Here is a 12359-nt window from a genome sequence, read left to right as displayed (position 1 = left end):
GCCGAGTTCGGAAGGCGCTCATTGTCCGCCATCGGCCGGTGACAGGCCGGCAACGAAGTGTTGCAGGGCGGCGGCCACCTCGTCGGCATGGCCGAGGAAGGGCGCGTGGCCGCCGTGGGCGATGGTCAGCGCCTGCGCGCCCGGGGTAAGCGCCGCAGCGGTCTGCATCGCCGCCGGCGACACCAGGCGGTCACGCTGGCCGGCGATCCACAGGCTGGGCTTGCCCAGCGTGGGCAGCGCGCCGCGCAGATCGGTGCCTTCCAGCAGGCGCAGGCCTTCCAGCAAGGCGCGTTCGGTCGGTGCGCCGCGCTCGACCAGGCGCTGGCGCAGGGTGCGCAGCTCCTCGCGGGCATGCGCCGAGCCCATCACATCCAGTGCCAGGAAGCGTTCCAGGGTGCCGCCGAAGTCAGTGGCCAGCTCGCGCCCGAACTGCTCGAACACCGCCGGTTCCACCGCATGCGGCCAGTCCTCGCCGCGCACGAATCGCGGCGTGGCGGCGATCATCGCCAGCCCGCGCACCTTGGGCAGCGTCGCCGCTGCGTGCAGCGCGAACAGGCCACCCAGCGACCAGCCGCACCACACCGCCGGCGGCGTGGCCGCAGCAATGGCGTTGACCACGAACGGCAGGCGCAGCGGCGTGGTGTCTTCGCGGCTGTGGCCGTGACCGGGCAGATCGACCAGATGCAGGGTGAACTGATCCGCCAGGCGCTCCACCAGCGGCGCGAACACGCCGCCCTGCAGGGCCCAGCCGTGGATCAGTACCAGGTCCGGCCCCTGGCCGGTCACTTCGATATGCATGGGGGGAACGACAGCAGGCTCAGGCAAAGGCGGGCAGCGGTGGCGGCGCGGCTTCGCGCACGGACAGGGCCACGCGGTCGCGCGCGCTGGCGATGGCTTCGACCAGGTCGCGCACCTGTTCCGGCGTGTGCAGCGCGGACAGGGTGACGCGCAGCCGTGCCTTGCCTTCCGGCACGGTCGGCGGCCGGATCGCACCGACCAGCCAGCCGGCCTGTTCCAGTGCGTGGGACATCGTCACGGCGGTGTGGTCATCGCCGCACAGCAGCGGCTGGATCGGCGTTTCCGACGCCATCAGATCCAGCCCGTGGCGGCGCGCTTCGCCGCGGAACAGGGCGATCAGGTCGGCCAGCTTGGAACGCCGCCAGTTGTCCCGGCGCGCCAGGCGCACCGCTTCCAGTGCAGCAGCGGCCATCGCCGGTGGCAGGGCGGTGGTGTAGACGTAGGGGCGCGCGGTCTCGGCCAGATGCTCGATCAGGTCGTCGCGGCCCAGCACCAGCGCGCCGGAACCGCCCAGCGCCTTGCCCAGCGTCACCAGCTGCAGCGGAACGTCGTCCACGCCCAGCCCGGCGGCGGCTACGGCGCCACGGCCATCGCCGACCACGCCCACACCGTGCGCGTCGTCCACGTAGAACAAGGCCTGCTGCAGGCGTGCCACCAGCGACAGCGCACGCAACGGCGCGATGTCACCGTCCATGCTGAAGACACCGTCGGTGGCCAGCATCGCCGCGCCCTCCGGCGCATGCTTGAGCTGGCGCATCGCCCCTTCCGCATCCAGGTGCGGATAGCGGCGCAGACGTGCACCGGCCAGCCGTGTCGCATCGAGCAGGCTGGCGTGGTTGAGCTTGTCCTGCACGCACACGTCGTTCTCTTCGCTCAGCAGCGCCTGCTGCACCGCCAGGTTGGCGGCGAAGCCACTGCCGAACAGCAACGCACGCGGGTAGCCCAGCCACTCGGCCACTTCGCGCTCCAGCGCGTCGTGCATCGCGTGGTGGCCGCAGACCAGGTGCGAGGCACCGGCACCGGCGCCTTCGCGCGCGGCGGCATCCTGCAATGCGTTGACCACGCTGAACTGCTGGGCCAGGCCCAGATAGTCGTTGCTGCAGAAGCCGGTCAGCCACTGGCCGTCCACTTCCAGGCGGACGCCATCACGGCGGCTGACCGTGCGCCGCGTGCGGCGTCGGCCTTGGGCATCGCGCAGGGCGCGTTGGGCGTGGAGGCGGGCGGTCAGGTCGGGGCGGGCCATGGCGGCTGAATGCGGCGACGGGGCGGCTAGGGTAGCGCGTTGCTGCCGCGCCTGCCTGTGCCGCGTCTCAGGCCGCGTGAGCGCAGCCGCAGCCAGGCGCATCGGCACTGATATCGGCATGCACGGTGCCGCCGTGGTCATGCCCTTCGGCATCGACCTGCACCGCCATCGGCTGCAGCCCAAGCCGGGTGAACAGGGCCAGGTCGCGTTCGCTTTCCGGGTTGCCGGTGGTCAGCAGCTTGTCGCCGTAGAAGATCGAATTGGCCCCGGCCAGGAAGCACAGCGCCTGCAACTCGTCGCTCATCGCCTCGCGACCGGCCGACAGCCGCACCATCGCGCGCGGCATGGCGATGCGCGCCACGGCGATCATGCGCACGAACTCGAACGGATCCAGCTCGGCACTGCCATGCAGCGGCGTGCCTGCCACCTGCACCAGCTTGTTGATCGGCACCGAATCCGGATGCGCCGGCAGCGTGGCCAGCGCCAGCAGCAGACCAACGCGCTGCGCGCGCGTTTCGCCCATGCCGACGATGCCGCCGCAGCAGGTCTTCAGGCCGGCATCGCGCACGTGTTCCAGCGTGTCCAGGCGATCCTGGTACTGGCGCGTGTGGATGATCGAATCGTAGTAGTCCGGCGCCGTATCCAGATTGTGGTTGTAGTAGTCCAGCCCGGCGTCCTTCAGGGCGCGCGCCTGTTCGCCGCTGAGCATGCCCAGCGTGGCGCAGGTTTCCAGGCCCAGCGCTTTCACCCCGGCGATCATTGCCGCCACCTTCGGGATGTCGCGGTCCTTGGGCGAACGCCATGCGGCGCCCATGCAGAAGCGCGACGCACCGGCAGCCTTGGCCTGGCGCGCCTTGGCCAGCACCGCGTCGGTCTCCATCAGCTTCTGCGCGTTCACCCCGGTGCTGTAGCGCTGCGCCTGCGGGCAGTACGCGCAGTCTTCCGGGCAGCCGCCGGTTTTCACCGACAGCAGCGTGGAGACCTGTACCTGGGCCGGGTCGAAGTGCTCGCGGTGGACCGCTGCGGCGCGGAACAGCAGCTCGGGGAACGGCAGCTCGAACAGCGACTGCAGTTCGTCGTGTTGCCAGTCGTGGCGGATGGCAGCAGCCATGGCGGGACCTTGGGTACAAGTGGAGCGAGGGCGGCAGTGTGGGTGGCGGAGGATTTGCTGTCAACCACAATGTTATTTCTATGGTTTACAGAAATAATGCCATTTCCAGCCCATCGCCGCGGGCGCTACCATCGGCCGGAGCCACCTTCGGACAGCAGGGAATGCAGACGTTGCCGGTGCCAGGCAGGCGCAGATGGGCCGGGGTGATCACCGCGCTGCTGCTGTGTACGGGGTGGGCCGTGCAGGCCCACGCGCAAAGCCGCGCGCGCGGCGCCATTACCTACACCTCTCCGCAGCAGGCGCTGGCCGCACTGCGTGCGCAGCCCTCGATCAGCGAGCGCCAGGAGAACGACTGGATCGTGCTGCACGATCCGGCCGGGCCGGTGTTCTGGTCCGTCACCACGCCGGCCAATGGCTGGCATCCCTCGATTGTCCGGCGCGAGCTGGTGGCCGAAGACGGTCAGGTGGCCATGCAGATGTCGGTGAAGTGCGGCGTCTCCAAGCCAGACTGTGATGCGCTGGCGCATAGCTTTCAGGCGAGCAACGAGCGTCTGCGGCAGCGCGCCGTCATGCAGGCGCAGGCCGCACAGCCGCTGGCAGCGGAGGATGCGTCGGACGAGCCCACGGTCGCGGAAATTGGCGAGAACGCCCGTATCCGCGAGGCGATCTTCAGTGGCGAGGCAGGCGGCCCGAAGCTCGCCGACTATCCGGTGGCGAAGGTCTACAGGGGGCCAGCCGCTGCGCTGGACATGAGTACGCGTGAAGCGCGCATGTTCAAGACACGGATGTCGGCGGCACTGAAGGACGGCAAGGTCGAGTTCGCGGGCGAGTACACCGTCGCCGGCTGGGGCTGCGGCACCAGTTGTTTCTCGCAGACCTTCATCAGCCTGCGCACCGGCAAGCCGCTGCCGCAGAGCCTGGGCGGGGAACTCGGCCCGAACATTGTCAGGATCGATCCGCACAGCGCGCTGGTGGTGGCCGAAGGCAGCGAGTACGACAGCAACTACGACAGGACCGGACACTACGCCTACTTCTATGTGCTGGAAGGGCACACGTTGAAACTGCTGCGGAAAGTGGCGGTGCCGGAGGCGCTGGACGAGGACTGATTGTCCGTCGCGCTATGGTGGGTGCTGCATTTCACCGCATCCTGCAAGGCCTTCAGCCACAGTAGCCGCTGTCCGCGTGCTCCCGCCGCGTCCAGACTGCCCAGCATGACCGATCTCCATCGCCTTCGCGGCCGCATCACCGCGCTGGTCCTCAGCGAGGCCTGGCGCCGGCGCGCCGCGTTGTGGGGCGGCGCCGTAGCCGTGGCACTGGTGGCGATCCTGTTCGCCAAGGCCAGCGACGCGGCCTTCCATGTGTTCCAGCGCATCACCGCGCACTCGCCGTGGTGGGCCCTGCTGCTCACGCCGGGCATCTTCGCGCTGCTGGCCTGGTTGACCGCAGGTGTGCTGAAACCGACCCGCGGCAGTGGCATTCCGCAGGTCATCGCCGCGCTGGACAAGCCGGATGAGTCATTCCGCAGCAGCAATCTCTCGCCTGCGGTCTCGGCCGGCAAGCTGCTGCTGACCTCGCTGTCGCTGCTGGGCGGCGCGTCGGTGGGCCGCGAAGGCCCGACCGTGCACGTGGGCGCCAGCCTGATGTATCTGTTCGGGCGCTGGTTCGGCTTCAAGGATCCGCGTGAGCTCTCGCATTTCCTGCTGGCCGGTGGCGCCGCCGGCATCGCTGCCGCGTTCAATACGCCGTTGGCCGGCATCGTGTTTGCCATCGAAGAACTCAGTGGCCGCTTCGAGCATCGCTTCTCCGGCACCTTGCTGACCGCGGTGATCGTCGGCGGCGTGGTGTCGTTGGGCCTGCTCGGCAACTACACCTACTTCGGCCATGTGAGCGCGCGCCTGCCACTGGGCCAGGGCTGGCTGGCGATCCTGCTGTGCGGGGTGGTGGCGGGCCTGCTGGGTGGCCTGTTCGCACGTGCAGTGCTGGCCAGTGCGGCGGGCCGCCCGCGCTGGCTGGGCCAGCTGCGGCAGCGCCATCCGGTACTGCTGGCCGCTGGCTGCGGCTTGGTGGTGGTGCTGCTGGCGCTGGTGTTCGGCGAAGGAGCGTTCGGCACCGGCTACGAACAGGCGCGCAGCCTGGTGCAGGGGCAGGCGCTGGTCGGCCACGAGTTCGGACTGATGAAGCTGCTGGCCAATCTGGCCTCCTATGTCGCCGGCATCCCCGGCGGCCTGTTCTCGCCGGCGCTGGCGGTCGGCGCGGGACTGGGCCACAACCTCGCCGTGTTGATGCCCGGCGTGGACCCGCGCGCGTTCGTACTGCTGGGCATGTGCGCGTACCTCACCGGCGTCACCCAGGCACCGCTGACCTCGGCGGTGATCTCGCTGGAACTGACCGACAGCGGCGATCTGCTGCTGCCGATCCTGGCCACGGTGCTGATTGCGCGTGGCGTATCCGGGCTGGTGTGCCGGGTGCCGATCTATCGCGGGTTGGCGGAGTTGCTGCTGATGCCGGCGGCAGCGCGCGAACGCGCCAGCTAGTCGCATCGAGGGAATATTGACCAAGGTACGCACCGATGGCATGGGCAGCGCGGCCTGATACCGGGATGCGGCGTCTGCCGATGGTCACGCGCGTGATGCCATGGAAGGCTGGGCCATGCGCCTGTCACCTGCCCACGCCTTCCACGGCATGTTCCACTCGCTGCTTCATCTGCTCATGCCGTTGCGCTGCCTGGTCTGTGGTGACCCGGGCCATGATGATCTCGACCTCTGCCGCGCCTGCCTCGCCGATCTGCCCTGGTCCGGCCGTGCCTGCCTGCGCTGCGCACTGCCGCTGCCGGAGACCGCGTTGATCGTCTGCGGCAGTTGCCGCGAGGAGGCACCACCGCAGGCCGCCACCCATGCCAGCCTGCTGTACCTGCCACCGGTCGATCAGTTGCTGGTGCGCTACAAGTTCCACCAGGATCTGGCCGCCGGGCGCCTGCTGGTACAGCTGATGCTGCGTGCTGCACCGCCGTGGTCGTGCCCGCCGCTGGCCCCGGTGCCGCTGCACAACCGGCGCCTGCGCCAGCGTGGCTACAACCAGGCCGCAGAACTGTGCCGGTTGTTGCCGATGCCGGTCTGGCACGGGCTGTACCGGCGTCGGCATACTGCGCCGCAGTCCGAGCGCAGCGCCGAACAGCGCCGGGAGAACCTGTTCGATGCCTTCGATGTGCGCGGGCCGGTGCCTGCAGGGTTGACCGTCGTGGACGATGTGATGACCACGGGCAGCACAGTCATGGAGATTGCCGAGACGCTGCGCCTGGCGGGCGCCGACGAGGTGCGCGTGTGGGTCTGCGCGCGGGTGCCGTGATCACCGCTTTCATGTGGAGCGGCTAGGATGGGGCCGATTCCGGATCGAAGGAGTGGCCATGAATTCCCCCTTGTCTCCCTTGTTGTCGGCGGTTGGGCGCAGCTGGTGGATCCTGCTGCTGTATGGGCTTGTCGCATTGGGCTTCGGAATTGTCGCCATCGGCTGGCCGCTGTCGGCGGCGATGGCACTGGCGTGGACGCTGGGTGTGATGGCGATTGTCGAGGGTGTCATCAGCCTCTTCGCGCTGGTCAGCGGCGGTAGCGGCGCCTCGCGCGGCTGGCTGGCGCTGTATGCCATCGCCTCGCTGGGCTTCGGCATCCTGGCGGTGATCAATCCGCTGGCCACCGCCAGCGTGCTGGTGCTGTTCCTGGCCGCCTGGCTGCTGGTGGCGGGCATCTACCGCATCGTGTTTGCGATCCGCGTACGCAAGCAGATCCAGGGCGAGTGGCTGCTGATTCTCAGTGGTGTGCTGGCCGTGGTGCTGGGCCTGTTGTTCGCCGCCAACCCGTATGCGGGTGTGGCCGTGACCACGTTGTGGATCGGCATCGGCAGCCTGTTGTACGGGCTGCTGCAGGTGCTGGTGGCATTCAAGCTGCGGAAGCTGAAGTGAGGGCGCTGCTTCCAGTGGTGCTGGGCGCGGCGATGGTCCTGGCCGGCTGCATGCCAGCGGCCACGCCCGGTACGCGGGTGGGAGCGGACCGCCCGCCACTTCCCGGTGTGGATGTGCGCCTGAGCGCGGTCGATGCGGCCGGCAAGGGCGTGCCGGTGCAGTGGCAGGACGAGGCATTGACGCTGCGCGAGCCCCCGATTGCCAGCAGCGCGGACATCGCCGATGTGCGCGCTGTGCAGGATGACTACGGCCTGACCGCACTGCAGATCCGTTATCGACCCGAGGCGCACCAGCGCATCCACGATGGCACGGCGGCCATGGTCGGCCAGCGCATGGCGATCAGCGTGGATGGCCGGGTGCTGATGGTGGCAACGGTGCAGGGACCGTTCTCTGAATCGATGAATCTGAGTGGGTTGGCCGGTAGTGATGCCAAGGCGCTGGAGAAGCACATCACCGGGTCTGCGCCGGTGGAACGGTAGGGGTGGGCAGGTGCGTGCAGAAGGCTACACATTCACCTTTTCGATTGAGGAGTGGACGCTCCGGCTCATCATGACGCTGGTAGCTCCATAGGAGATCGAGGCCGCCGGCCTTGAATCCAGGGTAGGTGTAGTAGCGTGGCCGGTCGATACTCATGGATGCGACCCTCGGCCGTGTAGATGGTGGCGGGCGGCTCCGGGCAGTTGACGGGGCCGAGTGCACTTCCGGGTAGCCGATCACAATCCATCTGCGCGCCTGCAAGTGCCGCAACTAGAGGGATCAAGTTCATGAGCGGTCAGTCGGTGGGTGTTCGCCCTTGTCGGCGTCGCACTGCGCCAGACACGTTCCATCTTGGCCCATGATCGGTCGTACAGGCGAGTCATGGCGCTGCACGCTCCAGATCATGTTGAGGCCATCGATCGAAGACCCCGGGTAGGCGAGCCATTGCCCGTGCGCGTCCGGCGCAAGCTGTGAATCTGCACGGAAGGCGCTCGCACAGTGTCCGTTGAGGTAGGCTGTCTCCAAGGACGGCGGAGTTCGCGGGTCCTCCGAGTCTGAATACAGGCGGCTATGCAGCACAGGACAGAGCAAGCCTCCATCTACGACGAGGGCATAGCGTGATGTCTGATCGATGCGCGCCACGGCGTTGAACGATCGTGACCTTTGCAGGGCTGTTGTGCGTGGGGCTCGGTAGTAGACCGAAGCCCAAGGCCATAGCCGCGCTTGCTCGAGTCGAATTTCCATCATCTGCTCACCTACGGCAGCGGGGTCACTGGAGTGGGTGATAACGCCAGCACGGTTGAACAGGTAGTAGTACTCGCGGCCCATGGCAGTGGGGTCGTCTGCGATGACAATGGATCTGAACGGCCATTCCGCAGCAGGACTGTAGCTCAGCATGCTGGGTTCGATGGGGTGATCCATACCAAGAGGTAGTCGCCAGATCGACCGGTCGTCCGGGAAGGGAATATGTCGATAGGGCTCATCTCCATCCCGCACACAATGCAGCATCTGCCCATCGCGATTGACGAAGGTGATGGCGGGTGTGCCAGGACATTCGATACGTCGCGGTGGGCTCTTCAACTCACCTGCAGGCGCGTCAGAGGCCGCACTTGACAGGAGTAGCAAGGAAAACAGGGCGTACTTCATGGGTGATGTCGATTCCTGCAGTTCAATGGCACACAAACCTTGGATACGTTCTAGCGCTTCGACTCATCGCTGCGGCACAGCGCAACACACTTCCCTTTTCGGTCGCGCACTGGACGTTCTGGCTCGTCATGGCGTTGAAAGGTCCAAAAAAGCTCGAGCTTGCTGATTGGAAATCCCGGATACATGTAATACGTCTCCGGATCATGCTCGATCCCCGGGGAGCTGAATGTGCGGCTTTCAGCATCCCCGCAGTGGCCGTTGATGTAGGTCCCAGTGTTGTCGCCAGAGCGCCGGTCGCGCGGCCAGTTCACAAACTCGGACTCTTCGAGAACTGGGCAGAGCACGCCTTGATCGACTATCAGTGCAAAGTACGACGGATCGTTAACCCTTTGCATGGGATCACGGACCGTTCCTGCGTCGCCATTCTTGCCGGTAGGCATGCGGTAGTACACATTGGCGGTGGGCCAAACGCGCAACCCTGAGATTGTCATCTCCGCCATTCTTTCACCGATCGCTTCCTCTTTGCTCGAGGCGATTACGGTGCCGTTACGATCAAAAATGTAGTGCGCATCTCTGCTTTGGCGTGCCGGTAGACTCATAATGACGATGGATCGGAATGGCCAAGTATCAACCCAGTGGAAGTTGCTGGTCCCAAGGGGGGGCTGTTCGACGCTGCCGAAGTTTAGGCTCCAATGCGCGCTGTCGTCTGGAGGGGTTACGTCCTTGTAAGCATCCTCGCCTTCTTCGGGCTCACACTGATACTGGCGGCCTTCAAGAAAGCGGACGGTGGCGGGTGGCGGTGGGCAGTCTTTCCCGGTTGCTGTTGGAAGATCGTCAATCGGTGCCTGGATTGTGCCTGCAGATACGAGGGAAAGAAGCAGCATCATTTTCATGATTCGACGTATCCCAGGCTGATGTGAATGTGATGCACGTGCGTGTCATCAGTGGCGAATGCCAATGCTCCTTGGCCGGGTGGCTGTGCGATGCCGAGCTGGTCGTTCGTCAGCCGCCACGGTCCGCCGATCCACCCCAGCGCACCGTTTTGTTTGGCCTGCGCTATGTACGCATGTACTCTGAAACTAAGTTCACGCCTACGCCTGTTGATATCTAACTCCGCCCCTCTAGGTGGAATCGGGTTGCACTCTTTGCCAAGTTCGCGGTGAAAGCGGACCTCTACTCGGCTCAAGCGGCCGTCGTTGTCGGCTACCGCTGCCTCTGCTTTTGTAATGTCCAGCGCAGAGGCATAGCGATGCAGAACGGAGCCGAAGTGCGGGCGCCACGCACCGGTGGATCGAATGTGCGAGATGTCCAGGTCATGCATCATCCTCAAGAGGAACTCCATGGCTGCTGGATGTGTCCTGCGTAGGCTCTCATCTGCAGTCATGCGGTTTCCTGCATGGCCGTTATCTTCGCGGAAGGAGAGTCGCCCGCGTCCGCCGGTGGTTGACTGGTGGTTGAACTCAATCCGTTTGTCGCCATGCTCAAATATCCGGTCATGCAAGTGAGCGTCGTGTGCGCTGTTCATCGTCAATCGCTCGCCATAGATGATGCGTAGTTGTTCGCGATAGTCGCTGGCCTCGATGAGAGGGTGCTCACTGCCATAGGTGCGAGATGCATCAGCCCACGCCTGGAAGGAGATAAGGTGGCGCCCAAGATCCAAGGGCTTGACCTTCTTGCTGCTGGCCTCGTGATAACTCGTCAACTGAAGAGCTACGCCGTCCGCTGCGATGGAGTCAGCTGCCACGCCACGAGTGCGCAGCAGGCCATTGGGGTGGGTGGTGCGGACAGACAGGCTTAGATCGGCTGCTTCGATCACGTCCAGCTCGACCAGTGGCTGCACGTCACGACCGCTGCTTCGACCGTCGGCAAGCGCATGCTGCTGTATCGAAAAAGTGCTACGCGGAAGAAATTGTTCTGTGGGCTCATTGATGTAGATCCTGTACTTCCCCGCACCCTGGAGGAGCACATGTGCTTTTCCCTGCGAGGACGTCTTCCCGGAAGCGTTCCTTGGGCGCTCCAGCACGCGCCAGTGGCTGGGATCCTCCGGACGCGCATGTACTACGACGTAGGGCAGTCCCTTGGTCAGCTGAGTAGTCTTCCCGTCATTCCCGCCTCTCATCGTGAAGGTGATCTCGACATGGTGCCTGACTGGAACGTGGTAGACGTTCATGGCCACGTTGTCGCGATCGCGGACCACGATGGCCGCGGCGGGCGGCTGATTCCGATGCCGCATCAGTTCTTCCTCCGCTTTGCTGAGGTCATGCGATTTCCACCTGGAAGGGGAAGGCGGTAGCGTTGGCCGTGATCACTACGCTGCTGCGCTGGTGAGCGTGATAGCAGAAGCTTCCAATGGGCTTCCAGGAGTCATCGTCGCGGTGTATATCGATCTGCACAGGACCAGAGCCGGACAGCCGCCATGTTCCTTCCTGCTCCACCGGGCCGCCGTCGTGGTGGGAAGACAGCCTGACACCCCGGCCATCTGTTGAGGTGCTGCCAACAAAGGTATTCCCTCGACCGTCTCTCAGTCGGTATGTGACTTTGTCCAGTGGCTCGCCGAAGCTGGTCGCGAAGTGAAGCTGCGTCGAGCCTGTTGAACAGGCATCAGAAAATGCGTGCACGGGTGGTTTCTCCTGGATCTTTGCCGACATCGAGACTCAGCAGTCGCATGCGTCATCCTGTCCATCGATCAATGTTTCGATGGTCCAGCCTCCATTGCCGATGTAGGCCGTAAGCGCGTCGCCGGATTCGGTTCCCACCGTGATGCTGCGCCCACTGTCATCGGTAACGCCCTGAGCCAACACCTCGCCCGCAGCGGTGACAATCTTGTAGTACGTACTGGGCCGCGCCCGCTGCTGCGCATCCACCACCCGAAGCTTCCCGCGATACTTCAAGCGCGGCGCAAGCTGCCTCGGCAGCCCAACGATGCCTGCGGGCTTGAACTCTCCAGCCATGAACGGATGCTCGCCCGCCTTGACCTTGAACTCGCCCGGGCAGCTGAAGGTGATGTTGCCGCCCTCCAGCGTGATTGCGCTGTTGCCGGCCTGCAGCACCACCTTGGTCTGCGCCAGCACGTCGATGCGGTCGTCGGTGGCGGTGATGGTCAGCGCCTGCTCGCTCAGCAGTTCCAGTTCGCCATCGTTGGCCTGCAGGCTGACTGGCCCCTGCGCGGCGATCACCCGCAGCGGGCCGCTCTGCGCGAACAGCGAGACATGCTCGCCCGACACCGTGGCCAGGGTCTCGCCGGCGCTGACGTGCAGGTCCTGCTGCACCGTCATCTGCAGGTTCTGCCCGGCATAGGCCACCGCGCTGGCCGGGGTGGTCCAGGCGATGTGGTGCGGCGCTTCGGCCAGCAGCAGCGGCGTGCCCAGCCGTTCCACCGGCTGCTCGCCGGGGCTGCGGCCGTCGCTGCCGGGCTTCATCGCGCTCTGTCCGTTCACCTCGCCCTGGAAGCGGCCCTGCGCCTGCGGGTCGATCTGTTCGCGCAGCTGCTTTGTACGTTCAAACTCGGCCAGGCCCGGCACCTGCTGCTGGGCCAGGGTCTGCTGCATCTGTTCCAGGCTGCGCTCGGCGCCCTTGAGCTGGGCCACCACGCTGGCGTTGTCCATCACCGTGGAGGCCGCGCGTTCCTG

The 12359-nt window shown here is 65.7% G+C and carries 13 protein-coding genes; 5 read left to right on the top strand and 8 right to left on the bottom strand.

The window, feature by feature from the left end; all coding sequences use genetic code 11:
* Positions 1–18: 18 nt before the first annotated feature.
* From bioH to bioB, 3 genes are all read right to left on the bottom strand, one after another.
* On the bottom strand, positions 19–798 hold the full coding sequence (gene bioH, locus C9412_RS15720) for a pimeloyl-ACP methyl ester esterase BioH (RefSeq protein ID WP_107232502.1): 780 nt from the start codon (positions 796–798) through the stop codon (positions 19–21).
* Between the two features lie 19 nt (positions 799–817).
* Positions 818–2041, bottom strand: a complete 1224-nt coding sequence (bioF, locus tag C9412_RS15715) for an 8-amino-7-oxononanoate synthase (protein WP_107232501.1) — start codon at positions 2039–2041, stop codon at positions 818–820.
* Positions 2042–2108: 67 nt separating this feature from the next.
* Positions 2109–3152 carry a biotin synthase BioB gene (gene bioB / locus C9412_RS15710; RefSeq protein WP_107232500.1) on the bottom strand — a complete coding sequence of 348 codons (1044 nt, stop codon included), beginning with the start codon at positions 3150–3152 and terminating at the stop codon, positions 2109–2111.
* A 203-nt stretch (positions 3153–3355) separates the two neighbouring features.
* Here bioB and C9412_RS15705 point away from each other — a divergent pair, with 203 nt between their 5' ends.
* From C9412_RS15705 to C9412_RS15685, 5 genes are all read left to right on the top strand, one after another.
* Positions 3356–4258 (top strand): hypothetical protein, encoded by a 903-nt coding sequence (locus C9412_RS15705; protein WP_107232499.1) that lies wholly within the window; start codon positions 3356–3358, stop codon positions 4256–4258.
* 105 nt (positions 4259–4363) lie between these two features.
* Positions 4364–5686, top strand: coding sequence for a chloride channel protein (locus C9412_RS15700; protein WP_107232498.1), 1323 nt, complete (start codon positions 4364–4366; stop codon positions 5684–5686).
* Positions 5687–5801: 115 nt separating this feature from the next.
* Positions 5802–6497 carry a ComF family protein gene (locus tag C9412_RS15695; protein WP_107232497.1) on the top strand — a complete coding sequence of 232 codons (696 nt, stop codon included), beginning with the start codon at positions 5802–5804 and terminating at the stop codon, positions 6495–6497.
* 58 nt (positions 6498–6555) lie between these two features.
* On the top strand, positions 6556–7107 hold the full coding sequence (locus C9412_RS15690) for an HdeD family acid-resistance protein (protein WP_006399985.1): 552 nt from the start codon (positions 6556–6558) through the stop codon (positions 7105–7107).
* On the top strand, positions 7104–7586 hold the full coding sequence (locus tag C9412_RS15685) for a hypothetical protein (protein ID WP_107232496.1): 483 nt from the start codon (positions 7104–7106) through the stop codon (positions 7584–7586). Before C9412_RS15690 ends, C9412_RS15685 begins: the two co-directional genes overlap by 4 nt.
* A gap of 283 nt (positions 7587–7869) precedes the next feature.
* Here the strand turns inward: C9412_RS15685 and C9412_RS20600 are convergent, their stop codons facing one another.
* The 5 genes from C9412_RS20600 to C9412_RS20950 all read right to left on the bottom strand — a co-directional run.
* Positions 7870–8730 carry a hypothetical protein gene (locus tag C9412_RS20600; protein ID WP_146160157.1) on the bottom strand — a complete coding sequence of 287 codons (861 nt, stop codon included), beginning with the start codon at positions 8728–8730 and terminating at the stop codon, positions 7870–7872.
* Positions 8731–8780: 50 nt separating this feature from the next.
* A complete protein-coding gene (locus tag C9412_RS20595) occupies positions 8781–9623 on the bottom strand; it encodes a hypothetical protein (RefSeq protein WP_146160158.1) in 843 nt (280 codons plus the stop codon).
* Positions 9620–10900 (bottom strand): hypothetical protein, encoded by a 1281-nt coding sequence (locus C9412_RS15680; protein WP_146160159.1) that lies wholly within the window; start codon positions 10898–10900, stop codon positions 9620–9622. The genes C9412_RS20595 and C9412_RS15680 overlap by 4 nt, the downstream gene beginning before the upstream one ends.
* Positions 10901–10988: 88 nt before the next feature.
* A complete protein-coding gene (locus C9412_RS20590) occupies positions 10989–11378 on the bottom strand; it encodes a hypothetical protein (RefSeq protein WP_146160160.1) in 390 nt (129 codons plus the stop codon).
* A gap of 6 nt (positions 11379–11384) precedes the next feature.
* Positions 11385–12359: DUF2345 domain-containing protein (locus C9412_RS20950; protein ID WP_258190293.1), on the bottom strand; the 975-nt coding region annotated here is incomplete at its 5' end.

This window comes from Stenotrophomonas sp. Nf1, from assembly GCF_003028475.1.
GTDB lineage: Bacteria > Pseudomonadota > Gammaproteobacteria > Xanthomonadales > Xanthomonadaceae > Stenotrophomonas.
This window is presented reverse-complemented; position numbering and strand designations above follow the sequence as displayed.

Excerpts from the sequence above, each read along its gene's own strand:
- bioH (WP_107232502.1), bottom strand. The coding sequence starts at position 798 with ATGCATATCGAAGTGACCGGCCAGGGGCCGGACCTGGTACTGATCCAC.
- bioF (WP_107232501.1), bottom strand. The coding sequence starts at position 2,041 with ATGGCCCGCCCCGACCTGACCGCCCGCCTCCACGCCCAACGCGCCCTG.
- bioB (WP_107232500.1), bottom strand. The coding sequence starts at position 3,152 with ATGGCTGCTGCCATCCGCCACGACTGGCAACACGACGAACTGCAGTCG.
- C9412_RS15700 (WP_107232498.1), top strand. The coding sequence starts at position 4,364 with ATGACCGATCTCCATCGCCTTCGCGGCCGCATCACCGCGCTGGTCCTC.
- C9412_RS15695 (WP_107232497.1), top strand. The coding sequence starts at position 5,802 with ATGCGCCTGTCACCTGCCCACGCCTTCCACGGCATGTTCCACTCGCTG.
- C9412_RS15690 (WP_006399985.1), top strand. The coding sequence starts at position 6,556 with ATGAATTCCCCCTTGTCTCCCTTGTTGTCGGCGGTTGGGCGCAGCTGG.
- C9412_RS20600 (WP_146160157.1), bottom strand. The coding sequence starts at position 8,730 with ATGAAGTACGCCCTGTTTTCCTTGCTACTCCTGTCAAGTGCGGCCTCT.
- C9412_RS20595 (WP_146160158.1), bottom strand. The coding sequence starts at position 9,623 with ATGAAAATGATGCTGCTTCTTTCCCTCGTATCTGCAGGCACAATCCAG.
- C9412_RS15680 (WP_146160159.1), bottom strand. The coding sequence starts at position 10,900 with ATGAACGTCTACCACGTTCCAGTCAGGCACCATGTCGAGATCACCTTC.
- C9412_RS20590 (WP_146160160.1), bottom strand. The coding sequence starts at position 11,378 with ATGTCGGCAAAGATCCAGGAGAAACCACCCGTGCACGCATTTTCTGAT.